19 protein-coding genes are annotated in these 23,252 nt (G+C 70.4%); 14 read left to right on the top strand and 5 right to left on the bottom strand.

Annotated elements, in window-relative coordinates; genetic code table 11:
• The first annotated feature begins 1 nt into the window (after position 1).
• The 4 genes from ACFQVD_RS23560 (at position 2) to ACFQVD_RS23545 (ending at position 4,353) form a co-directional block, all read left to right on the top strand.
• Positions 2-967 carry a decaprenyl-phosphate phosphoribosyltransferase gene (locus tag ACFQVD_RS23560; RefSeq protein WP_343973655.1) on the top strand — a complete coding sequence of 322 codons (966 nt, stop codon included), beginning with the start codon at positions 2-4 and terminating at the stop codon, positions 965-967.
• Positions 968-1,016: 49 nt separating this feature from the next.
• Positions 1,017-2,342 (top strand): FAD-binding oxidoreductase, encoded by a 1,326-nt coding sequence (locus ACFQVD_RS23555; protein WP_343973652.1) that lies wholly within the window; start codon positions 1,017-1,019, stop codon positions 2,340-2,342.
• Between the two features lie 37 nt (positions 2,343-2,379).
• Positions 2,380-3,126: an SDR family NAD(P)-dependent oxidoreductase gene (locus tag ACFQVD_RS23550; RefSeq protein WP_343973649.1), complete on the top strand. Its 747-nt coding sequence runs from the start codon at positions 2,380-2,382 to the stop codon at positions 3,124-3,126.
• A gap of 114 nt (positions 3,127-3,240) precedes the next feature.
• Positions 3,241-4,353: an NAD(P)H-dependent flavin oxidoreductase gene (locus ACFQVD_RS23545; RefSeq protein ID WP_343973646.1), complete on the top strand. Its 1,113-nt coding sequence runs from the start codon at positions 3,241-3,243 to the stop codon at positions 4,351-4,353.
• A gap of 9 nt (positions 4,354-4,362) precedes the next feature.
• Here the strand turns inward: ACFQVD_RS23545 and ACFQVD_RS23540 are convergent, their stop codons facing one another.
• Both ACFQVD_RS23540 and ACFQVD_RS23535 read right to left on the bottom strand, forming a co-directional pair.
• Entirely contained in the window at positions 4,363-5,496 is a 1,134-nt protein-coding gene (locus ACFQVD_RS23540) for a PP2C family protein-serine/threonine phosphatase (RefSeq protein ID WP_343973643.1), read from the bottom strand.
• Positions 5,497-6,116: 620 nt separating this feature from the next.
• Positions 6,117-6,503 carry a VOC family protein gene (locus tag ACFQVD_RS23535; RefSeq protein WP_343973640.1) on the bottom strand — a complete coding sequence of 129 codons (387 nt, stop codon included), beginning with the start codon at positions 6,501-6,503 and terminating at the stop codon, positions 6,117-6,119.
• Between the two features lie 254 nt (positions 6,504-6,757).
• Between ACFQVD_RS23535 and ACFQVD_RS23530 the strand changes: the two genes are divergently transcribed.
• Positions 6,758-8,410, top strand: coding sequence for a serine/threonine-protein kinase (locus ACFQVD_RS23530; RefSeq protein ID WP_343973637.1), 1,653 nt, complete (start codon positions 6,758-6,760; stop codon positions 8,408-8,410).
• Positions 8,411-8,442: 32 nt separating this feature from the next.
• On the opposite strand, the gene ACFQVD_RS23525 is transcribed toward ACFQVD_RS23530, so the two are convergent.
• Positions 8,443-9,651 (bottom strand): cysteine desulfurase-like protein, encoded by a 1,209-nt coding sequence (locus tag ACFQVD_RS23525; RefSeq protein ID WP_343973634.1) that lies wholly within the window; start codon positions 9,649-9,651, stop codon positions 8,443-8,445.
• Between the two features lie 625 nt (positions 9,652-10,276).
• On the opposite strand from ACFQVD_RS23525, the gene ACFQVD_RS23520 reads away from it, so the two are divergent.
• From ACFQVD_RS23520 to ACFQVD_RS23510, 3 genes are read left to right on the top strand one after another with little or no spacing between them, the layout of a single operon-like run.
• Complete coding sequence (locus tag ACFQVD_RS23520; RefSeq protein WP_343973631.1) at positions 10,277-11,695, top strand: MFS transporter; 1,419 nt, start codon at positions 10,277-10,279, stop codon at positions 11,693-11,695.
• The gene (locus ACFQVD_RS23515; protein WP_343973628.1) at positions 11,692-12,480 is read left to right on the top strand and encodes a thioesterase family protein; all 789 of its coding nucleotides are present in this window, start codon (positions 11,692-11,694) and stop codon (positions 12,478-12,480) included. Before ACFQVD_RS23520 ends, ACFQVD_RS23515 begins: the two co-directional genes overlap by 4 nt.
• Positions 12,481-12,528: 48 nt before the next feature.
• Positions 12,529-13,002 carry a winged helix-turn-helix transcriptional regulator gene (locus ACFQVD_RS23510; protein WP_343973625.1) on the top strand — a complete coding sequence of 158 codons (474 nt, stop codon included), beginning with the start codon at positions 12,529-12,531 and terminating at the stop codon, positions 13,000-13,002.
• 64 nt (positions 13,003-13,066) lie between these two features.
• Here ACFQVD_RS23510 and ACFQVD_RS23505 read toward each other — a convergent pair whose 3' ends face one another.
• Positions 13,067-13,693 (bottom strand): DUF305 domain-containing protein, encoded by a 627-nt coding sequence (locus tag ACFQVD_RS23505; RefSeq protein WP_343973622.1) that lies wholly within the window; start codon positions 13,691-13,693, stop codon positions 13,067-13,069.
• A gap of 251 nt (positions 13,694-13,944) precedes the next feature.
• On the opposite strand from ACFQVD_RS23505, the gene ACFQVD_RS23500 reads away from it, so the two are divergent.
• The gene (locus ACFQVD_RS23500; protein WP_343973619.1) at positions 13,945-15,741 is read left to right on the top strand and encodes an LVIVD repeat-containing protein; all 1,797 of its coding nucleotides are present in this window, start codon (positions 13,945-13,947) and stop codon (positions 15,739-15,741) included.
• Positions 15,742-15,832: 91 nt separating this feature from the next.
• Here ACFQVD_RS23500 and ACFQVD_RS23495 read toward each other — a convergent pair whose 3' ends face one another.
• Positions 15,833-16,648, bottom strand: a complete 816-nt coding sequence (locus ACFQVD_RS23495) for a crotonase/enoyl-CoA hydratase family protein (protein WP_343973616.1) — start codon at positions 16,646-16,648, stop codon at positions 15,833-15,835.
• A 318-nt stretch (positions 16,649-16,966) separates the two neighbouring features.
• Here ACFQVD_RS23495 and ACFQVD_RS23490 point away from each other — a divergent pair, with 318 nt between their 5' ends.
• Genes ACFQVD_RS23490 through ACFQVD_RS23470 form a run of 5 tightly spaced genes read left to right on the top strand, consistent with a single transcriptional unit; the run spans position 16,967 to position 23,195 of the window.
• On the top strand, positions 16,967-18,517 hold the full coding sequence (locus ACFQVD_RS23490; RefSeq protein WP_343973613.1) for an acyl-CoA synthetase: 1,551 nt from the start codon (positions 16,967-16,969) through the stop codon (positions 18,515-18,517).
• Complete coding sequence (locus ACFQVD_RS23485; RefSeq protein WP_343973610.1) at positions 18,507-19,412, top strand: Zn-ribbon domain-containing OB-fold protein; 906 nt, start codon at positions 18,507-18,509, stop codon at positions 19,410-19,412. Before ACFQVD_RS23490 ends, ACFQVD_RS23485 begins: the two co-directional genes overlap by 11 nt.
• Entirely contained in the window at positions 19,413-20,432 is a 1,020-nt protein-coding gene (locus ACFQVD_RS23480) for a thiolase domain-containing protein (RefSeq protein ID WP_343973607.1), read from the top strand.
• A 6-nt stretch (positions 20,433-20,438) separates the two neighbouring features.
• Positions 20,439-21,590, top strand: coding sequence for a thiolase domain-containing protein (locus tag ACFQVD_RS23475; RefSeq protein ID WP_343973604.1), 1,152 nt, complete (start codon positions 20,439-20,441; stop codon positions 21,588-21,590).
• 18 nt (positions 21,591-21,608) lie between these two features.
• Positions 21,609-23,195, top strand: coding sequence for an acyl-CoA synthetase (locus ACFQVD_RS23470; protein ID WP_343973601.1), 1,587 nt, complete (start codon positions 21,609-21,611; stop codon positions 23,193-23,195).
• Positions 23,196-23,252 lie beyond the last annotated feature (57 nt).

The raw sequence follows: 23,252 nt of genomic DNA, 5'->3' as shown, positions 1-23,252 counted from the left end.
GGTGAACGAGAAAGCGCCTGCCACGTGGCCGTCGGCGAATCCGCCGGCGGCCGCTCTGGCCGCGCCGGAGCCCACCTCCCCCGGCGCTCCGGAAGCGGGCGCCCGGCGCTTCTCGCCCGTCGCCCTCGTCCGGGCCTGCCGCCCGCGCCAGTGGCTGAAGAACGCCCTGGTGTTCGCGGCCCCGGCGGCGGCCGGCGTACTGGGGACCGTCCAGGGCCTGCTCGGCGCGCTGATCGCCTTCTTGGCGTTCTGCCTGGCCGCCGGCGGCACCTACCTGCTCAACGACGCCGCCGACGTCGAGGCCGACCGCCGCCACCCGCGCAAGCGCCACCGCCCCATCGCCGCCGGTCTGGTCTCGGTACGGCTCGCATGGACCGTCGGAGTCCTGCTCGTCGTGCTCGCCCCGGTGTTCGCCGCGCTGTCGGGTGACTGGCGGCTGCCGGCCGTGGTCGTCGGATACCTGGTGCTGACCTTCGCCTACACCTACTGGCTGAAGCACGAGGTGGTGGTGGACCTGGTCGCGGTCGCGGGCTGCCACGTGATCCGCGCCTTCGCCGGGGCGGTCGCCGTGGACGTGCCGGTGACGAGCTGGTTCCTTGTGGTGATCTCGCTCGGCTCGCTCCAGCTCGTGGCGGGCAAGCGGGAGGCCGAGCTGCGCGCCGCCGGCGGCGGCAACTCCACCCGCGCCATCCTGGCCGCCTACACTCCCGGCTACCTGTCCGGCGTCCGGCTGATGTCGTCAGGCGCCATGATCGTGACCTACTGCCTGTGGGCGCTCAACGACCACCCCGGCCCGTTCTACGGGATCAGCATCGTGCCCTTCCTGCTCATCGTGCTGCGGCACAATCTGCTGGTGGACCGGGGCGTGGGGGAGGAGCCCGAGGAACTCGCCCTGCGCGACCGGCCCACGCAGGTGTTCGTCGCGCTCCTGCTCGTCTCGCTCGCCTTCGGGATCTACCTGCCTTGACCTCCTGCCCGGGGCCGAGGCCCGAGTTCTGCACGCTCAAGGAGGTTCGATGACCTTCCTGACCGGCTGGGGCCGTACCGCGCCGACCCCCGCGCGGCTGGCCAGGCCCCACTCCGCCGAGGAGGTCGCCGAGCTGGTACGGCGGGCACCGGGCCGGGGCGTCGCGGTCCGGGGACTCGGCCGTTCCTACGGCGACGCCGCGCAGAACTCCGGCGGCCTGGTCCTCGACTGCACCGCGCTGACCTCGTGGTCCCTGGACGGGACGACCGGCCTGGTCACCGCCGCCGGCGGGCTGAGCCTGCACGATCTGATGACCGCCCTGGTGCCCCTGGGCTGGTTCGTCCCGGTCACCCCGGGCACCAGGTACGTGACGGTCGGCGGGGCCGTGGCGGCCGACGTGCACGGCAAGAACCACCACGCCGACTCCTCCTTCGGCGCCCACCTGCGCTCCCTCACCCTCGTCACGGCCGACGGCGTCGGCCGTACGCTGGCACCGGGCGACGACCTGTTCTGGGCCACGGTCGGCGGGATGGGGCTCACCGGTGTGATCACCGAGGCGGTGTTCCAGTGCCTGCCGATCGAGACCTCCCGGGTACGGGTGGACGTGACGCGCACCCGGGACCTGGACCACACGCTGGAGACGATGGCGGCCACCGATCACCGTTACCGCTACACGGTCGCCTGGATCGACCTGCTCGCCGCGGGCGCCCGGATGGGCCGCAGCGTGCTCACCAGGGGAGACCACGCGACCCGCGACGAGCTGCCGCGCGGCGCCGACCCGCTGGCGTTCGCTCCCGGTTCCGTGGTGAGGGCCCCCGCCTGGGCGCCGAACGGGCTGCTCAACCAGGTGACCGTACGGGCCTTCAACGAGGCCTGGTACCGGAAGTCGCGCCCCGGCACCGGTCTCATCCAGGGGCTCGCGCCGTTCTTCCACCCGCTGGACTCGGTGGACGGCTGGAACCGGGTCTACGGCTCGCACGGCTTCGTCCAGTACCAGTTCCTGGTGCCGTTCGGCGAGGAGGCGACGCTGCGGCGGATCGTCTCGCGGCTGTCGGCTCTCGGGGTGGTCTCCTTCCTCACGGTGCTCAAGCGGTTCGGGCCCGGCACGCCGGGGATGCTGTCGTTCCCGGCTCCCGGCTGGACGCTCGCCCTGGACATCCCCGCCGGCCGGCGAGGGCTGGCCGGGCTGCTGCGCGAGTTCGACGGCTGGGTGGCCGGGGCGGGCGGGCGGATCTACCTGGCCAAGGACTCGCGGATGTCGGCCGAGACGATGGCCGCGATGTACCCCCGGCTGGCGGAGTGGCGGGCGGTCCGTGACGAGGTGGATCCGGGCGGGGTGTTCCGCTCGGACCTGGCGAGAAGACTCTCCCTGTGAGAACCGGTTCCGGGACGCCGATGAGGAGGTTGGTCGGATGAAGAACGCCCTGGGCACGGTGGACACCGTGCTGCTGCTGGGCGGGCGCAGCGAGATCGGGCTGGCGATCGTCGAGCGGCTGGTCCGCGACGGTGCCCGCCGGGTCGTGCTCGCCGCCCGTGACGCCACCGCCGGACCGCCCCCGGTGATCGGGGCCGCCGAGGTGCACCTGCTGGACTTCGACGCCTCCCGGCCCGAGACGCACGGCGAGGTGATCGAGGCCGCCGCGAAGCTGGTCGGCGACCTGGACGTGGTCATCCCCGCCTTCGGCGTGCTGGGCAGCCAGCGGACCTACGACGCCGATCCGGTGGCCGCCGCCGAGGCGGTCGCGGTCAACTACGGCGGGCACGTGTCCGCCGGGCTCTTCGCCGCGCGGCGGCTGCGCGAGCAGGGCCACGGCACGCTGGTGGTGCTCTCCTCGGTGGCCGGGGTACGGGTGCGCCGGGCCAACTTCGTGTACGGCTCGGCCAAGGCGGGCCTGGACGGGTTCGCGCAGGGGCTGGGCGACGCCCTGCACGGATCGGGTGCCCGGGTGATGGTGGTCCGGCCTGGTTTCGTGATCGGCAGGATGACCGAGGGGATGTCTCCCGCGCCGATGTCGTCCACTCCGGGCCAGGTCGCCGACGCGGTGATCGCCGGGTTGCGCGTCGACGCCGAGGTCGTCTGGGTTCCCGGCAGGCTGCGGGTGTTCTTCGCGGTGATGCGCGTGCTGCCGCGCGCGATCTGGCGCCGAATGCCTCGGTGAAACAGGTTCTCGTTGTGCTTTCCCGGCATTGTTTTGGTTTCCCAACAATACCGACGAAACATTCTAGACTAGAACACGTTGCAGTTTGTTGGGGGCGGGTCGTACCGTGGGCGCATGCGGACACGTGTCACGGACATGCTCGGGATCGAACTTCCGATATTCGCCTTCAGCCACTGCCGGGACGTCGTCGTCGAGGTCAGTCGCGCCGGCGGGATGGGCGTGCTCGGCGCGCTCTACTTCACCCCGGAAGAGCTCGAGATGGAGCTCAAGTGGATCGACGACCACGTCGACGGCAAGCCGTACGGCGTCGACGTGGTCATGCCCGCCTCCTACGCGGGAGCCGACCTGGGTGTCGACTCGCCCGAGGATCTGCTGGGACGGCTCCAGGGGATGATCCCCGAGGGGCACCGCGCGTTCGTCGACAACCTGCTGACCTCGCACGGCGTCGGCCCGCTGTCCGGCGAGGAGGCCAGCCGGGCCCTGCTCGGCTGGACCGACGCCACCGCCAGGCCGCAGGTCGAGGTGGCGCTGCGGCACCCGATCGCGCTGCTGGCCAACGCCCTCGGCCCGCCGCCCGCCGATGTGGTCGAGCTGGCGCACGCCAAGGGCGTGAAGGTGGCGGCGCTGGCGTCCACCCCCAGGCACGCGGTCAAGCAGGTCGAGGTCGGCGTGGACATCGTCGTCGCGCAGGGCACCGAGGCGGGCGGGCACACCGGGGAGATCTCCACGATGGTGCTCATCCCGCAGGTGGTGGACGCGGTGGACGTGCCCGTACTGGCCGCGGGAGGCATCGGCAACGGCCGCCAGATGGCGGCGGGCATGGCGCTCGGAGCCGAGGGGGTATGGACCGGTTCCATCTGGCTCGCCGTCGAGGAGGCCGACACCCCCGCGATGGCCAAGCAGCGCATCCTGGAGGCCACCTCACGCGACACCGTGCGCTCCCGCTCGTGGACGGGCAAGCCCGCCCGGCTGCTCAGGAACGAGTGGACCGACGCCTGGGAGGCGCCCGACTCGCCCGGCACCCTGCCGATGCCGCTGCAGTTCATGCTGATCTCCGACGCGCTCCGCCGCATCGCCCGCTCCGACGCCGCCGAGCTGGCCACCTTCCCGGCGGGTCAGATCATCGGGACCATGAACCAGGTACGGTCGACCAAGGACGTGGTGTTCGGGCTGGTGGAGGAGTACATCGAGGCCACCGAGCGACTGGGTCGGCTGACCGGGGACTAGCGTGCCGTGTCACGTGCCCGTGGTCAGCGAGTGGTCGCGGCGGACGGCCAGTACGGCGAGGTCGTCGCGGAGGTTGCCCAGGGTGTGCCGGAGCAGTTCGGCGCGCAGGGCCCTGACCACCTGCTCGGGGGAGGCGTCATGCCAGTGGGCCAGGTGCTCCTCCAGGGGGTAGAAGGCGCCGGACGGGTCACGGGCCTCGGTGACGCCGTCCGTGCAGAGCAGCAGGGTCGCGCCGGGAGGGAAGTCGAACCATTCGACGGCACGTGGTTCCGAGGCGAGGGAGCCCAGCCCCAGGGGGACGCCCGGATCACGGAAGAGAACCGGGCCGGTCCGCTCGCCGTACAGGATGTACAGCGGAACATGGCCGCAGTTGACGGCCTGGGCCTTGTACCCGCTGTCGACGCTCAGCACGAGGGCGGTGACGAAGCGTTCGGGGTCGCCGGTCTGCTTCGCGAAGGCGTTGTGCCGCAGCACGGCGTTCTCCAGGGCGTCCACCACCGCGGGGAGAGCCGGCTCCCGGAAGGCCGCCTCCCGGAAGGCGCCCAGCACCGCGAAGGCGGTGCCGATGGCGGGCAGGCCCTTGCCCTGGACGTCGGCGATGAGCACCCGGCTGCCGTACGGCGAGGCCACCACCTCGTAGACGTCGCCGCCGACCATGCTGTCCTCCTCCGCGGGCTCGTACAGCCCGTCGACCAGGAGCTGGTCGGTGAGCAACGGCAGCGGACGCAGGATCTGCCGTTGCAGGGCCGCCGACGCCGAGCGCAGCCGGGCGATCTCCTCGTTCTTGCGGATCCGCCACCGGCACCCCGCGACGCTCAACCCGCCGAGCACGATGGAGAAGGCGATCAGTGACAGGTTGGCGGCCGTCTGCAACGGGTGGTAGAGCACCGAGCCGATAACGACGAGGACGACCCATCCGGCGGTGAGGAGGGTCTGCCGCACCGTCCCCACCCCGGCGACGAAGGCGGGCAGGATGATGAGGAAGGGGACCAGCCGGCTCTCTCTGTCGCTCAGGTAGCCGGACACCACGAGAAGCACGGTGAGGCCGAGGAGCCAGTACAGCAGAACGGTGGAACTGAGCGCGGAGGAGGCGGTCTCGCTCCGTTTCCCGCCGTTCCCCGACGGGCCGTCAGAAGTGCGCACCGTTGCCCCTGCTCTCCGCTGTCGAGGTTCTGCCGGGGGTCTCGTCATGTGCCCGGTCTCGGCGGAACGGCACGCGCCATCTCATGGTGCGCGGGGGGCGGCGTTCCGCTTTTCTCGCATCGTAGAACGGACTCCGGTGACTCTCACGTCCACGCGTGCCGCTCGGCGTGGTTCCGCTCTACCTGGTTCGTTCGAGGGGCCTGGTCGATCCCTCGGCGTCACCCGCGTTCAGCTGACCGTCGCGCGCGCCGGGCGCGGGGAGCGATGAGTTGGCCGGTCGGGTGTGCGCGCTCCGGTGGGTGGGTGTTCCGGGCGGCCGTCTCAGTTGCCGTCTGGTGTTCTCAGGCCTTCGGCCTGGCGGGCGCGGTGGTTTCGGGATTTTATACGCCGCCCGGAACACCCACCCACCTCCGCGCCATCCGGTCCCGCCGTACCGGAGCGGACCGTAGTCGCTCCCTTTCGGATCGTCCGGTGTTCTCCGTACGGCTGAAGCGATCCGTACGAGATCGCTCAGCGTGAATCGCCGTAGCTGAAGCGTCGTTTCCGAAAGGAGCGCAGGGTTGCCCGCGGTGCGCTGTAGGGCCGGAGCAAGGTCTCGTGGTGGGGTCGGTGCCTTCGTGTCATCCGCCGCTGCCGTAGGGGCGGGTGATTATTTCCAGGTTGTGCCGGTTCGGGTCCTCGAAGTAGAGGCCTCGGCCGCCGTCGTGGTGGTTGATCTGCCCGGCCTGCCGGTGGAAGGGGTCGGCGTAGTAGGTGATGCCGGCCTGCTGGATCCGTCCGAAGATGGCGTCGAACTCCTGCTCGGAGACCAGGAAGGCGTAGTGCTGGGCGGTGATCTGTTCCTCGTGGCTGTCGGCGAAGTCCAGGGTGACGCCGTTGCCGGTCGCCACCGGGATGAAGGGCCCGTAGGGGGCCCCGACCTCAAGGCCCAGGACGCCCGCCAGGAACTCGGCGGACGCCTTCTTGTCCCGGGCCGCCACGATGGTGTGGTTCAACTCAACTGACATGCTGAGATCCTTCCCCGAAACACCCGGAGCGATCGGCCTCTGAGGCTCCTGCCCAGGAGATGGTGCGCGGATGGCCGCGCCTATGGGTCGTCCATCGTCACCGGGCCGAACTTGCCCGCTGCTTGGGGTCGCGACCAGGACGTCCGTGGCGCGGGGCGCTGCTTCCAGCCGCAAGACCGGAGCCCCGGTCACACGCTCGTTGATCGCTTAAGACCACTGATCACATCGGACCTATTCATCTAGGATCATCCGCTGTGACGGCATACGGACTTCCCCCCGTGCTCGGTCTTGAACCCGCCGACCCGATCGCGCTCGGTCCCTATCGCATCGCCGGACGCCTGGGCAGGGGCGGGATGGGCACGGTCTACCTCGCCGAGGGGCCGTCAGGGCCGGTAGCGATCAAGGTGATCAACACGAATCTGGCCGCCGACCCGGAGTTCGTGGCGCGGTTCAGGAACGAGGTGGCCGCGGCGCGGAAGGTCAGCCGGTTCTGCACTGCTCCGGTCCTGGACGCCCGGCTGGAGGGTGAGCCGCTCTGGGTCGTGACGGAGTACGTCGCAGGCCCCGACCTCGCCCGCGTGCTGCGCGACCACGGCACGCTGAGCGGGGCCAACCTGGAGGCGCTGGCCGTCGGGGTGGCGCTCGCGCTCACCGCGATCCACGGCGCGGGAATCATGCACCGTGACCTCAAGCCCGCCAACGTGCTGCTGTCACCGCTGGGCCCCAAGGTGATCGACTTCGGCATCGCCCGTGCCCTGGACGCGAACGGCGGGCAGACCTCGACAGGCCACGTCATCGGCACCCCCGACTATATGGCTCCCGAGCGGTTCTCCGGAGGAACGTCGGGCCCGCCCGCCGACATCTTCGCCTGGGGCTGCGTAGTGGTCGCCGCCGCGACGGGGAAGTCTCCCTTCGCCGCCCGGAACATGCCCGAGGCGCTCTACCGGGTCATGAACCACACCCCGGACCTGGAGGACCTCGATCCAGACCTGCGTGATCTGGTGAAGGCCGCACTCGACAAGGACCCTGCGGCCCGGCCGACCGCCCAGAACCTGCTGTCCGGCCTGGTCGGACGGAACGACGCGGAGGACACCGCCAAACTGGCGGGCACGCTGCGGCTGAACCTCTTCGGCCTGCTCCCGCCGACCGTGCGGGCGACGGATCCGGCGGAGCGGGAAGCGAGCCGGACACCGCCGTGGTTCCGGCAGCGTCCGGTGGTCGTGGGCGGTGCGATGGCCGGTGCCCTCCTGCTGGCGGTGGCCGCCGTAATCGGGATCCGTGCGCTCCCCCAGGACCCGCCCGTGAGCGCCGACGTGCTGTACCGGGACGACTTCGGCAATGACAAGTCCGGCTGGCCCAACGACGGAACCCGGGTGGACACATCCCGCGGGTACACCGGAGACGGCCGCTACACGCTGGCCACCGACATCTCCAACAGCGACCGCTGGACTGATGCGCCCGTCAACGCGGAGCCCCCCGAGCGCGCGCTGGTCACCGTTCGGATCAACATCACCGACGGAACACCCTGGAACGCCTGGACCGGGATCTCCTGTGACTACAAGCTCGACGACGAGCACCTTCACTACTACACCCTGGAGATCCGTCCGGACGGACGTGCAAGGATCCGCAAGAGCACCAGCGCGACCGCGTGGGACATGACGTCCGACCTCCTCGCGCCCGCCTTCTCCAAGGAGAAGGCGACGCTCCGGGCCGAGTGCTCCCGGGACGGGGGCGAGGTGCGCCTGGCGCTCTGGGTGGACGACCGTCTCGTGGCCGAGACCGTGGACGAGGACGCGCGCGGGGCCAAAGGAAGACCCCGGTTCGGGCTCACCGTGGGAAAGCGGCCAGGGGATTCTACGGAGACCCGGGCGTACTTCGACGACTTCGAGATCGGCCGGCTTCCCTGAGAGCGGTGAAGGGGGACCTTCACGCGGCGGATTCAGTCCTGCCCGGCCAGCTCGCGGATGCCCTTCAGTAGCCGGTCCACGTCGGACTCGTCGGTATAGGGCGCGATTCCGGCGCGGATGGCGCCGGTGTCGCCGAGGCCCAGGTGGCGGGAGCACTCCAACGCGTAGAAGTGGCCGGCGGGCGCGTTGACGCCGCGTTCGGCCAGGGACAGGTAGGCGTCGGCGGGCCTGACGCGGTCGATGGAGAAGAGCGTCGTGGGGGTCCGCCTGCGTGCGGCCGCGCCGTACGAGGTCACCCCGCCGATCTCGGCCAGGCCCGCGTCGAGCCGCCCGAGCATGGCCTCCTCGTGCCGCTCCAGCGCGGCCATCGAGCGGGTCAGGCGTTCGCGCCGGGTGCCCGGGCCCGGTACCAGGCCGGCGAGGAAGTCGATCGCCGCCGTCGTGCCGGCGAGCAGCTCGTAGGGGAGGGTGCCCAGCTCGAAGCGTTCCGGCACCGCGTCGCTGGAGGGCGACAGCTTGTCCGGGCGGAGGGTCTCCAGTAGCGCGGGGGCGGCGGCGAGCACGCCCAGGTGCGGGCCGAGGAACTTGTACGGCGAGCAGGCGTAGAAGTCGGCGCCGAGCCCTTGGAGGTCGACCGGGCTGTGCGGCGTCAGGTGCACGCCGTCTACGTAGAGCAGCGCTCCGGCCGCGTGTACCCGCTCGGCGATCGCCGGAATGTCCGGCCGGCTGCCCAGCAGGTTCGACGCGGCGGTGACGGCCACCAGCCGGGTGCGCTCGGTGAGCAGGCCGGCGATCGCGGTGACGTCCAGCTCGCCGCGCTCCGGATCGAAGTCGGCCCAGCGGACGGTGACCCCGTGCGCCTCGGCGGTCTGCACCCACGGGCGGATGTTCGCGTCGTGGTCCAGCCTGGTGACCACGACCTCGTCACCGGGACGCCATTCCTTGGCGAGCGTGCGGGCCATGTCGTAGGTGAGCTGCGTCATGCTCCGGCCGAACACGACGCCGGTCGGCGTGCCGCCGAGCAGGTCGGCCATCGCCTGGCGTGCCTCGGCCACGATGCGGTCGGCCCGGCGCTCGGCGACGGTTCCGGCACCGCGGTTGGCGACGGCGGCCCGCAGGACGCCGGCCACGGCGTCCGCCACCTGCTCGGGAACCTGCGAGCCTCCCGGCCCGTCGAAGTGAGCCGCGCCCTCGTCGAGGGCGGGGAAACACGCCCGTACGGCTGTCACGTCGTATGTCATGGGACCTCCCGGATCGCCGTCGGCCCGACCGGGGCCGATCCGCTCGCGAACGGCTTGGCCGAAGCCTATCCAGCCGGGTCCCGGAGGAATCCGCGGGGACCTTCGTCCGGCGGGAATCCATCCGCCGGGCAGGCTCCGCGAGGGCGGCCGACCGGCCCGGACGCGGGTCCACACGAAGCGGGACGGCGCCTCGCCGACCTCCTTGCCCGCCGCCCGCGACCACGAGTCGCCCGGCCTCGGGCACGGCCAGGTGATCGACCGCCGGCGCCGACATGGCCGCGGTGCGGATCTGCGTCTTCCGCGCGAGTCCCCGGCGAGAACGGCCTGCCTCAGCACCTCCACGGCCGCCGTGCCCGGCTGTCCACCGGTCGGGAACGGCGGGTTCTCCGAGTCGTCCGCCCTATCGGTCCGCTCTCTCGTTCCGGGAGCCGGTGGGATTCCCGGCGACTGCCAAGCGTGGGAGCCAGGACACCAGGTGCGGGTCACCAGTCCGCCCGAACGCCGCCGGTAGGCGTCATCCCCCGGGGCGGCCGCCGCTCGTGAGTGGAGGGTTGTCTTTTCAAACTAACTGCTGTTACGGTCCTCCCGTTGGGTTAGTTGGAAAATCCAACCCTACGGGAGAATCGTGAACTCACCGGATACCCGGACCGTCGTACCTCCTGAGATCCCTGCCCGGCCCAGGCTCGGTGTGGTCTTCGCCGTTGTCGCGGCGGGGGTGGCGATGTCCAACCTGGACGTCTTCATCGTCAACGTCGCGCTGCCCCAGATCGGCGGGCACTTCGCCGACGCCTCGCTGTCGTCGCTGTCGTGGGTTCTCAACGCCTACGCGGTGGTCTTCGCCGCACTGCTCGTGCCCGCGGGGAACCTCGCGGACCGTACCGGGCCCAGGCGCGCCTACCTCGTCGGCATCGCCGTCTTCACCGTGGCCTCGGTGCTGTGCGCGGTGGCGCCGGGAGTCTGGACGCTGGTGGCGGCCCGGGTGGCGCAGGCGGCCGGGGCGGCCCTGCTGATGCCCGCCTCGCTGGGACTGCTGCTGGCCTCGGCCCCACCCGAGCGGCGCGGTTCGATGGTCCGCGCCTGGACGGCGATCAGCGGACTTGCCGCCGCGCTCGGTCCCGTCGTGGGCGGGGTGCTGACCCAGTTCGACTGGCGCTGGGTGTTCCTGGTGAACGTGCCGATCGGTGTCGCCGTCCTGGTCGCGGGACCGCGGGTACTTCCGCGGACGGCAGGCGGGGGCCGGGCCGACACGGCGCGCCCGGATCTGCCGGGGGCGGCCCTCCTCACCGCCGCGATCGCCCTCCTCGCCCTCGGCCTGGTCAAGGGGGACGACTGGGGCCCCGGCGGGGTCGCCGGGACGCTGGCGGTCGCCGCGCTGCTGTTCGCCTGGTTCGTGTACCGGTCGGGGCGCCATCCGTCGCCGGTGCTGCCGTTGCCACTGCTCCGCGTCCCCGGTTTCGGCCCGGCGACCGTGGCGAACGTCCTCTTCGCGGTGGCCTTCGCGGCGATGCTGCTCTCGGTGGTCCTGTGGTGTGAGCAGATCTGGCACTGGTCCGCACTCCGCACCGGCCTGGCCATCGCGCCGGGGCCGATCATGGTGCCGGCACTGGCCATCGGCGCGGGTCCGATCGTGCGGCGGGTGGGCGCGGGCCCGATCGCGGTGGCCGGGTGCGTGTTCTTCGCCGGCGGTATCGCCTGGTGGGTCTGGCGGCTGACGCCGGATGCCGGATACGCCCAAGGGATGCTGCCGGGCATGCTGCTCACCGGCATCGGGGTCGGCCTGACCCTGCCCACGCTGATCGGCGCCGCCGTCACCGCGCTCCCGCCGCGGAGCTTCTCGACAGGTTCCGGCGTGGTGACCATGGCGCGGCAGGTCGGCACGGTGCTCGGTGTCGCGATGCTGGTCGCCGCACTGGGCGTGCCCCGTGGTACGGCGGAGGCGCTCGACGCGTTCGACGCCGGCTGGCACCTCACGCTGCTGGCCACGGCGGCGGCCGCCGTGGCAGGCCTGTGCGTACGTCGTCGTTCGGGAGGGGAGAACTCGTGACCGCGGAAGTCGCCGCCCTGCTCAGGAAACCGGTGGACGACCTTGTCGATCCGGGAAAGCAGCTGTGGGGTTTCGGTGGGGTGCACGGTGGCCTGACGCTCGCGCTGCTGACGGCTGCGATGGGGGAGCAGGTGCCGGGTGCGCTGCTGCAGAGCAGTACGGCGCGCTACCACCGCCCCCTCTACCGGGAGTTCCGCGTCGAGGTCTCGCCGGTGCGCTCCGGCCGTACGCTCTCCTCGCTCGCGGGCCGGGCGACGACGGGACAGGGCGTCCATGTCGACGCCTCGGCGATGTTCGGGTCTCCCGGCCGCGCCTCCTGGCCGGTCGTCTCGCCCGTCGCACCGGCCGCGCCGCGGCCGGAGGACTGCGAGGTCTTCACGATCCCGCCCGGGTTCGTGGCCATCTCCACGGCCATGGAGATCCGTGCGGTGGGGCCGAACCGTCCGTATTCGGGCGGAGCCGATGCCGAGCTGACCGCCTGGATCCGCCTGGTGGAGGACTCCGAGCCGCCGGACGCGCATCGCCTGATCCTGCTGATGGACGGGCTGGCGCCGTCCTACTCCGCGGTCCTGCCGGAATTGCTGCCCATTCCCACCGTCGAGTTCACCGTACGGCCGGGTGCCGGGCTCGCGCGGGCGGAGTCGCCGTGGGTACTCCTGCACGCCCGTACACATCAGGCGGGCGCCGACGGCTGGCTCGACGAGCGGATCGACGCCTGGGGGCCCGACGGGGACCATCTGGGTGCCGCCCGGCAGCTCCGCCTGGTGACGGATCGAAGGCTCTGAGCCATGGGCCGGCCGGGTCCGGTGAGAACGGCGGCTAAACTGCACGGCATGCCAAAGGAGGCTCAGCCGCGCGAGTGCTCCATCGCCGACACCCTGGACCTGGTCGGCGAGCGGTGGAGCCTGCTGGTGATCCGCGAACTCAGCTACGGCGTGCGGCGGTTCGACGGCATCGTGCTCAACACCGGAGCCTCCCGCGACATCCTCACCGCCCGGCTGCGCAAGCTGGAGGCGGCCGGGATCATCCGGCGGGAGCGCTACAGCGACCACCCCGTACGCTTCGAATACCACCTCACGCCCGCGGGCGTCGAACTGTGCGACGTCCTGATCACGCTCATGAGGTGGGGCGACCGCCACCTGCATCCCGACGACCCCCCGGTCCGCTGGCGGCACTCCTGCGGCGAGGCCCTCGACGCGCTGGTCATCTGCCGCCACTGCGGCGGCGAGGCCCGCGTCGGCGCTCACTCACCCACCGGCCGCGGGGCGAGAGCGGGAAATGCCCCGCACATGGAGACCGCCGAGTAGCCGTTGTTCCCGCGGTGCGGTGAGTCACCCGCATTCGACGATTCTCGGGACGGTCGGTGAACGGTCAGTCGAGTGGGGTGCCGCCCATTTGGGCGAGGAGTTGTTGCATGCGGTCGATCTCGATGCGCTGGTCCGCGTCGACGTCGGTGGCGAAGCGGTAGGTCTCGGGCTCCTGGCCGCCGCCGTCGGCGAAGAGTTTCTCCACCATGCTCAGCGCGCCCGTGTGGTGGCGGATCATGAACTGGACGAAGAGCTTGTCGAACTCGGCACCGCTCGCCTTCTCCAGTTCGGTGAGCTGCGCCTCGGTGAGCATCCCGGGCATGATCCCGCCGTGCGCGTGGCCGGAGGATCCGTTCGGCACCTGCTTGAGGCGTGCCCGGAGCCAGTTCTGCATCAGCAGGATCTCGTCCTGCTGTGATGCCTTGATCCGCTTGGCGAGCAGTGACAGGTCCTTGCGGGTGCTGCGGGCGGGGACGAGTTCGGCCATCACCAGGGCCTGCGCGTGGTGCGGGATCATCCCCTGCATGAAGCGTACGTCGGCCTCGGTGTACCGCTGCTCCTCGGGTTGGGGCAGCTTCTCGCCGGTGAGCACCTGACCTGACTTTCCGGGGACGCCCGGCTGTACGACCACGGGGGCGCGTTCGGCGGTCTGCTCGGGGTTCTCGGACGTGCAGGCGGAGAGAATTGTCACGACAAGAATAAGAGATATGACTTGCCGTAGCGGGGGTGGTGAGAACATGATATAAACCCGCTTTCGACTTATTGGTGCTGAAAGTCCGTAATCAATCGATATCGCAGGGTATAGCACATCTCTCGACACTCCGTTACTGTTTCTATGCTGACGTGCTGATCTTGGATGCTTGTATAGATATGGGCTTTGAGGTCCCCTATCGCACTGCGATGGGTCACGTCAATGGAACACTAGATAAGGAGCAGCGACCCATGAGTGAGGGCCGTGCGGCACGTTGGGGACGTGCCAAGTTGAGCAAGCTAGGGGTGGTGATCGCTACGGGGGCGGTCGTGGTCGGGATGTTGCCCGCCATGGCCGTGGCGGCCGACGTCGATCCGCGGATCGGTCTCGGTGCCGGATGGCTGGACGCACAGGAGGCCAGTGCCGGACTGCAGCTTCAGGCACACCGCGACAAGCCCGAGGGGTTCTTCCAGCCGACGAACGTCGGCAGTCTTTCGTACGCCAACTCGGACATGGCGTTCAGCGGCGACCATGCCTTCGTGGGCAACTTCCATGGTTTCAACATCTATGACATCTCCACCCCCGCGAACCCGACCCTGACCACCTCGGTGGTCTGCCCGGGTGGACAGGGTGACGTGTCGGTCCACGGCAACCTGCTGTTCATGGCCGTCGAGGAGACGCGCGGTCGGCTCGACTGTGGCACCCAGGGCGCCAGTGGCACCGTCAACCCCGACAGGTTCCGGGGTGTCCGGGTCTTCGACGTCAGCGACGTCCGGAACCCGGTGCAGGTGGCCGCGGTCCAGACCTGCCGCGGATCGCACACCCTGTCGCTGGTGACCGGCAAGAACGACCCGGACAACCTCTACGTCTACGTCTCGGGCACCTCCAGCATCCGGTCCGGCAGCGAGCTGGCCGGCTGTGTCAACGGGGCCGCGACGGACCCGAACACCGCGCAGTGGCGGATCGACGTCATCAAGGTGCCGCTGGCCGCGCCGCAGAACGCGGCGATCGTGAGCCAGCCCCGCCTGTTCGCCGACCGGGAGACCGGTGCGATCAACGGCCTGCAGAACACCCCGCCCGCGCCTCGGCACCCGTCCGGCTCGACCTGGTCGCCGCAGCCGGTCACGACCCACTGCCACGACATCACCGCCTACCCGGCGATCGGCCTGGCCGCGGCGGCCTGCGCCGGTAACGGTCTGTTGCTCGACATCTCCGATCCGGCCAACCCGGTCAGGCTGGACGAGGTCACCGACCCGAACTTCGCCTACTGGCACTCGGCGACCCTGAACAACGACGGGACGAAGATCGTCTTCACCGACGAGTGGGGTGGCGGCACCGGTGCGCGCTGCCGGACGACCGACGATCCCTCGTGGGGCGCGAACGCCATCTTCGACATCGTCGACGGCAAGATGCAGTTCCGTAGCTACTACAAGCTCCCGGTGCCTCAGGTCAACCAGGAGAACTGTGTGGCCCACAACGGGTCGCTCGTCCCCGTGCCCGGACGCGACATCATGGTCCAGGCCTGGTACCAGGGCGGCATCTCGGCCTTCGACTTCACCGACTCGGCCAACCCGAAGGAGATCGCCTTCTTCGACCGCGGCCCGGTCAGCGCGACCTCGCTGCTCACCGGCGGGTTCTGGTCCGCGTACTACTACAACGGTCACGTCTACGGCAGCGAGATGTCCCGTGGCTTCGACACGTTCGCGCTGACGCCGAGCGAGCACCTGGACAAGGCCGAGGTCGACGCCGCGGCCCTGGTGCGCTTCGACGGCTTCAACGCGCAGACCCAGCCGAAGGTGACGTGGGCGCCGAGCTTCGAGGTCGTGCGGGCGTACTACGCGCAGGCACTGCGTACCGGCACCATGCAGCAGGACACGGCCGACAACGTGCGGAAGTTCGTCGACCGGGCCGAGAAGTTCAAGGACGGCCCGCAGAAGAACGCCGCCGTGGCGCAGCTGAGGGCTGTCTCCAACCAGCTCGACGCCGCCGACAGCGCGCAGGCCGCGCTGATCAAGGCTCTTCGCGACCTGGCGGACGCGCTCAGCTGAGCTGAGTCGCGACAACCCGCGATGAACCGATGAGAGGGGGCGCCCGCCGGGCGTCCCCTCTTCCGTATGGGGCCTCCCGAGCCTGGCGGTCTCACTCGCCCCGGTAGACGGCCGGGCGCTTCTCGCGGAAGGCGCGGGAGCCCTCCTTGGCGTCCTGTGAGCCGATGACCGGCCAGCCGATGCCGTCGGAGACCTTGAGCGCCTCGGCCTCGGGCATGCCCAGGGTCTCGCGGTAGGTGCGCAGGATGGCCTGGACGGCGAGCGGGCCGCACTCGGCGACCTGGGCGGCGATCTCCAGCGCGACGGCCAGCGCCTGCCCGTCGGGGACGACACGGTTGACCAGGCCCATGCCCAGCGCCTCCTGCGCGGTGACGGCACGGCCGGTCAGCAGGATGTCCATGGCGAAGGCGTACGGGATCTGGCGCGGGAGCCGGATCGCCGAGCCGCCCATCGGGAACAGCGCGCGGCGGGCCTCGAAGAGGCCGAGGGTGGCGGACTCGGCGATCACCCGCAGGTCGGTGCCGACCAGCAACTCGGTGCCACCGGCCACGGCGTATCCCTCGACCGCGCAGACGATCGGCTTGGTCGGCAGCGCGTCCGAATCGCGGAGCAGGCCCTTCCAGTGGAAGTCGGGGATGGCCGCGGCCCGCTCCCTGACCCGGGGGTCCTGCGAAGGAGTGCCCATGGCCTTGAGGTCGGCGCCCGCGCAGAACGTCCCGTCCGCACCGGTCAGCACGGCGACGCGGACCTCGGGCTCGCCGGAGACGTAGGCCCAGGCGTCGGCCAGGCCGACCAGCATGTCCGACGAGAGCGCGTTCCTCGCCTCGGGCCGGTCCAGGGTGACGACGACGACATGACCGTCGCGCTCGATCCGGCAGTGCGGCGTGCTGATCGGCAGAAGTTCCACGGGAAGACCTCCGTTACTTTACCAAGCGCTTGGTAGGCAATCCTAGATCCGGCGCGGTCCGCACCGCCAGGCCGCCCGGTTGTGAGAAGTCCGCCCCGGACACCTTCCGGGGGCCGGATCATCGTGAAATGGTCAAGGTCCATCCAGTGGCCAGGGCGTGTATCAAGCGCTTGCTAGGTGTGCTTCCTGGGGTTAGTCTGCCCATGCGTACAAGAACAGATTCCTGTTCTATTTACCCCTTTCCGCCAGGGCTTGTCGCCATAAAGAGAACATGATTCACTCCGGCGAGCCGGGGCCTTTCGACAGAGAGGATTTCCGATGGGTACGCTCGGTTTCTGGAGACTGGCGCAGGCGGACCCCGAGTGGGTGGCCGCCGTTGATCCCGACGGCACGGAACACCGTTCCGGTGACCTCCTCGCCCGCGCCAACCGCCTCGTCCACGGGCTGAGAGAGCTCGGGCTGAAGACCGGCGACGGCATCTGCGGGCTCGTGCCCAACGGCTCCGACGGGCTGGTCCTCTACCTGGCCGCCCTGCAGGCCGGCTGGTACTACACCCCGATCAACTGGCACCTCACCGGTCCCGAGATCGGCTACATCGTCGCGGACAGCGAGGCACAGGCCTTCTTCATAGACGAGCGCCACGCCGTCGAGGGACTGCGCGGCGTGACCTCCTCGGGCATCGCCGGGGACCGCGTCTTCGCGTTCGGCCAGGTGGACGGGGTGCGGCCCGCCGCGGAGCTGACGGACGGGCAGCCGGACACCGCACCCGCCGACCGTACGGCGGGCGCCACCATGCACTACACCTCCGGCACCACGGGCAAGCCCAAGGGCGTGCGCCGCCCGCTCAACGGCATGGACCCCGACGACGCCGCCGAGCTGATGACCTTCCTGCTCGCCCTGTTCGGCATCACGCCGGGCAAGGAGAACGTCCACCTGGTCACCTCACCGAACTACCACACGGCCGTCACCCAGTTCGGCGGGACGGCCCTGCAGATGGGGCACACGCTCGTATACATGGACAAGTGGGATGCCGAGCAGACGCTCCGGCTCTGCGAGAGGTACCGCGTCACCAACTCGCACATGGTCCCCACCCACTTCAAGCGGCTGCTCGCGCTCCCCGACGAGGTGAGGTCACGGTACGACCTCTCCTCCCTCAAATGGATGATCCACGCCGCGGCCCCCTGCCCGGTCCCGGTCAAGTGGGCCATGTTCGAGTGGTGGGGCGACTGCATCTACGAGTACTACGCGGCGACCGAGGGCGGCGGCACCATCGCCACTCCGGAGGGCTGGAAGAAGCACCCCGGCACCGTCGGCACCGCCTGGCCGATCAGCGAGCTGCTCATCGTGGACGAGGACATGGAGCCCGTCCCGACCGGGACCCCCGGCACCGTCTACATGAAGATGATGGGCGTCAGGTTCGAGTACAAGGGCGACCGAGAGAAGACCGAGGCCGGCCGGTTGCAGGACTACTTCACCGTCGGCGACATCGGCTACCTGAACGAGGAGGGCTTCCTCTTCCTCTGCGACCGCAAGGCCGACATGATCATCTCCGGCGGGGCCAACATCTATCCGGCCGAGATCGAGAACGAGCTGATGGTCCACCCCAAGGTCGGCGACGTGGCCGTGTTCGGCATCCCCGACGAGGAGTGGGGCGAGCAGATCAAGGCGGTGGTCGAGCCGGCCCCGGGAGTGGCGCCCTCGCCCGAACTGGCCGCCGAGCTCATCGAGTCGCTGAGAGGCCGCCTGTCGAAGATGAAGTGGCCCAGGTCCATCGACTTCATCGGCGAGATGCCCCGCGAGCCCAACGGCAAGCTCCTCAAACGCAAGCTACGTGACCCGTACTGGGAGGGACACGAACGTGCCATCTAGCGATCCAACGACCCTGCGGGCCCGGCACACGCTGGAGTTCCCCGGCGGTTACACGCGTACGACGGGACCGGTGATCGGACGTTTTCTCACCGAGCTGCGGGACGGACGCGTCGTCGGGGTCCGTACGGCGGCCGGGCGGACCCTGGTGCCGCCGCTGGAGTACGACCCCGACACCGGCGACGCCGTCACCGAGGAGTTCGTCGAGGTCGGTCCGGCCGGGACCGTCGAGAGCTGGGCGTGGGTGAACACCCCGAGGAAGGGCCATCCGCTGGACCGGCCGTTCGCCTGGGCACTGATCCGGCTGGACGGAGCCGACACCGCGCTGGTGCACGCGGTGGACGCGGGAGACGTCAAGGCCATGCGCCCCGGGCTGCGGGTACGCCCCCGCTGGCGGGCCGAGCGCACCGGGCACATCACCGACATCGAGAGCTTCGTTCCCGAGGTCACCAGGATCGTCTCCGAGGTCCGCGTCGAGTACTCGCTCCGGCCGGGCCTGGCGCTGGCCCGGTTCCTGCAGGGCGTCGCCGAGGGTGTCCTCATCGGCTGCCGGTGCGGCGGCTGCCACAAGGTCTACGTGCCCTACCGGCTGTCCTGCCCCGAGTGCGGAGTCCCGATCACCGAGGAGGTGGTCGTCCCCGACACCGGCACGGTCACCACCTTCGCCATCAACAACCTGCCCGACCCGCGCGCCCCCGAGGTGCCGTTCGTCTCGGCCTACATCCAGCTCGACGGCACCGACATCCCGATGATCGCCCTGGTCGGCGGGATCGCGGCCCACGAGGTACGCCAGGGCATGCGGGTGCGGGCCGTGTGGGTGCCCGAGGAGGAACGGACGACGTCCATGTCGAACATCAAGTGGTTCGCCCCCACCGGCGAGCCGGACGTGGAGCTGTAGATGCGTGAGATAGCGGTCGTCGCGTTCGCGCAGACCCGGCACAGCGCCGTCGACGAGGGGCAGAGCGAGTCCGAGCTCATCCTGCCCCTGCTGGAGACGGTCAGAGCCGCCACGGGGCTGCGGAAGTTCGGCTTCACCTGCTCGGGGTCGTGTGACTACCTGGCGGGCGCCCCGTTCTCCTTCGTCTCCGCGCTCGACGCGCTCGGTGCCTGGCCGCCGATCTCGGAGAGCCATGTCGAGATGGACGCGGCCTGGGCGCTGTACGAGGCCTGGGTCAGGCTGCAGCACGGCGACGTCGACTCGGCCCTGGTCTACGGCTTCGGCAAGTCCTCCCAGGGGGACCTACGGGAGATCATGACGCTCCAGCTGGACCCGTACTACCTGGCCCCCCTCGGCCTGGACCAGGTCTCCTTCGCGGCGCTCCAGGCGTCGGCCACCGGGGCGGAGCGGGCCGAGCTGGACGAGATCGTGCGGCGCAGCCGCGCCGACGGGAGAGCCAACCCCTACGCCCTCGACCTGCCGGAACCGGCGGGGGAGGGGGCCGAGGTCGAGCCGCTGCGGCCGTACGACATCGCCCCGATCACCGACGGCGCCGCCGCGGTGGTGCTGGCGGCGGGAGACCTGGCCAGGGAGCTGTGCGAGCGCCCCGCGTGGATCACCGGGATCGCGCACCGCATAGAACCCCATTACCTGGGCATGAGGGACCTCGCCCGGTCGATCTCCGCCGCCGATGCCGCACGAGCGGCGGGGGTCGGCAAGGGTGACGTCGAGGTGGCCGAGCTGCACGCCCAGTTCAGCCACGAGGAGATCATCCTGCGCCGGGCGCTGGAGCTTCCCGGGGGCACCCGGGTCAACCCGAGCGGCGGCCCCCTGGCGGCCAACCCGGTCATGGCCACCGGCCTCATCAGGATCGGCGAGGCGGCCCGGCACATCCTGGACGGCACCGCGAGCCGCACCCTCGGACACGCCACCAGCGGCCCCTGCCTCCAGCACAACCTCGTCACCGTGATGGAGGCCTGAGCGATCATGAGTAATCCCTGTGCCGTCATCGGCGTCGGCCAGACCCGCTACACGACCAAGCGGCGCGATGTCTCCATCGCCGGCCTGGTCCGCGAGGCGGCCCTGCGTGCTCTCCAGGACGCGGGCCTGACCTGGAAGGACATCGACGCGGTGGTCATCGGTAAGGCGCCCGACCTGTTCGAGGGCGTGATGATGCCCGAGGCGTACCTGGCCGACGCGCTGGGCGCCGCGGGCAAGCCGATGATGCGGGTGCACACCGCGGGCTCGGTCGGCGGCTCCACCGCGCTCGTCGGCGCCTCGCTGATCCAGGGCGGTGTGCACGACCGGGTGCTGGTGGTGGCCTTCGAGAAGCAGTCGGAGTCCAACGCGACCTGGGCACTCTCCACCCACCTGCCGTTCAGTGCCTCGCTGGTCGTCGGCGCGGGCGGCTACTTCGCCCCGCACATCCGCGAGTACATCCGCCGCTCCGGCGCCCCCGAGCACATCGGCCACCTGGTGGCCGTCAAGGACCGGCAGAACGCCCTGAAGAACCCGTACGCCCATCTGAGGATCCCCGGGATCAACCTGAAGATGGTCGAGTCGACCCCGATGCTCTGGGAGCCGATCCGCTATCTCGACACCTGCCCGTCCTCCGACGGCGCCTGCGCGATGGTGCTGTCCGCCGCCGGCAAGCTGACCGACAGCACGCCCGCCTGGGTCCTCGGCACCGCGATGCGTTCCGAGCCGATCTTCCGCGCGGGCCGTGACACGGTGAACCCGCAGGGTGGCAAGGACTGCGCGGCGGACGTCTACCGGCAGGCCGGCATCACCGACCCGCGCAGGGAGATCGACGTGGCGGAGGTGTACGTGCCCTTCTCCTGGTACGAGCCGATGTGGCTGGAGAACCTCGGCTTCGCCACCGAGGGGGAGGGCTGGAAGCTCACCGAGTCCGGGGCGACCGCGCTGGACGGCGACATCCCGTGGAACGCCTCGGGCGGCGTGCTGTCGAGCAACCCGATCGGCGCCTCCGGGCTGATCCGGTTCGCCGAGGCGGCGCTCCAGGTCAGGGGGATGGCGGGGGAACACCAGGTGGACGGCGCCAGGCGGGCCCTCGGGCACGCGTACGGGGGAGGCGCCCAGTTCTTCGCGATGTGGATGGTCGGCAGCGACAGACCCTGATCCCCCCGGGAGGGGCACATGGAGTTCAACCACGCAGATCTGTTCGAGGGGATCGTGGACGCGGTCGGGGACCGCACCGCCGCCATCTGCGGAGATGATCGCCGGACCTACGCGGAACTGGACGCGGAGGCCGACCGGCTCGCGCACTACCTGCTCGACCGGGGCGTCTCGGCCGGTCAGCACGTGGGCATCCATCTCTACAACGGCATCGAGTACCTGGTGGGGATGCTGGCCGCGCTCAAGATCCGGGCCGTGCCGATCAACGTGAACTACCGCTACGTAGAGGCCGAGCTGCGCTACCTCTACCAGGACTCCGACATCGTGGCACTCCTGTTCGACGTGGAGTTCGACGGCCGGGTGGCGGCCACCGTCCCGCAGGTCCCGCGGCTCCGGCACCTGATCGCGGTGGGCGGGGTGTCCGAGGTCGAGACCGCGGTGCCGTACCAGGAGGCACTGGCGGCCGGGTCGCCGGAGCGCGGGTTCCCCGCGCGGTCCGGCGACGACGTCTACATCATCTACACCGGTGGCACGACCGGCATGCCCAAGGGCGTGATGTGGCGGGTCGAGGACCTGTTCTTCGCCTTCGGCGGCGGCAATCCGGGTGGGGAGCCGCGGGCGACGCCGGAGGAGGTGATCGAGGCGGCGGTGGCCTCCGGGCCCGTCACCATGCTGGCGGCGGCCCCACTGATGCACGGCGCGGCCCAGATGGCCACCTTCATCACCTGGTGGATGGGCGGGACCATGGTCTACGTCCGCAAGTTCGACGCGGCCGAGGTACTGCGCGCGATCGAGCGGGAGGGGGTCCTGACGATCAACATCACCGGCGACGCGATGGCCCGTCCGCTGATCGACGAGCTCGCGGGCGGCGGCTACGACCTGTCGTCGCTGTTCGTGCTCAGCTCCACCGGCGCCATCCTGACCGGCTCCCTCCGTGACCGCCTGGCGGAGCTGCTGCCCGGCAGGATGATCCTGGACAACTTCGGGTCCAGCGAGTCCGGATACACCGCCTCGGCGGTCCCCGGCTCCTCGCCCGAGTCGGGCCAGCGCTTCCAGGCCAACGTCGCGGTCAACCTGGCCGTGCTCAACGAGAGGCTGGAGCCGGTCAAGCCCGGCGGGGGTGAGCTGGGCATGGTCGCCAGGAGCGGCCGGATCGCCTACGGCTACTACAAGGACGACGACAAGACCGGCAAGACCTTCGTGACCGACTCGGGCGGCGTGCGCTGGCTGCTCACCGGCGACATGGGCCAGGTCGAGGAGGACGGTACCATCACGATCTTCGGGCGAGGCTCGGTCTGCATCAACACCGGCGGTGAGAAGGTGTTCCCCGAGGAGGTCGAGGCGGTGCTCAAGGGGCACCCGGCGGTCTTCGACGCGGTCGTCACCGGCATCCCCGACGAACGCTGGGGCAGCCGGGTCGCCGCGGTGGTCGAACTCCGTCCCGGCACGACCCCTTCGGCGGCGGACCTCGACGCGCACTGCCGGGCGAGGCTCTCCGGCTACAAGGTGCCCAGGACCTTCGCCTTCGTCGACGAGATGGTCCGCTCCCCGGCGGGCAAGGCCGACTACCGCTGGGCCAGGGAAACCGCCCAGGCCGCCAGGTCCTGACCCGCCTCCGGTGGGGGAAAGGCGGGTGAACCAAGTCGGTTCCCGGGTCGTCACAGT

Source organism: Streptosporangium amethystogenes subsp. fukuiense (assembly GCF_042665875.1).
In the GTDB taxonomy this organism is placed as follows: Bacteria; Actinomycetota; Actinomycetes; order Streptosporangiales; family Streptosporangiaceae; genus Streptosporangium; species Streptosporangium fukuiense.
This window is presented reverse-complemented; position numbering and strand designations above follow the sequence as displayed.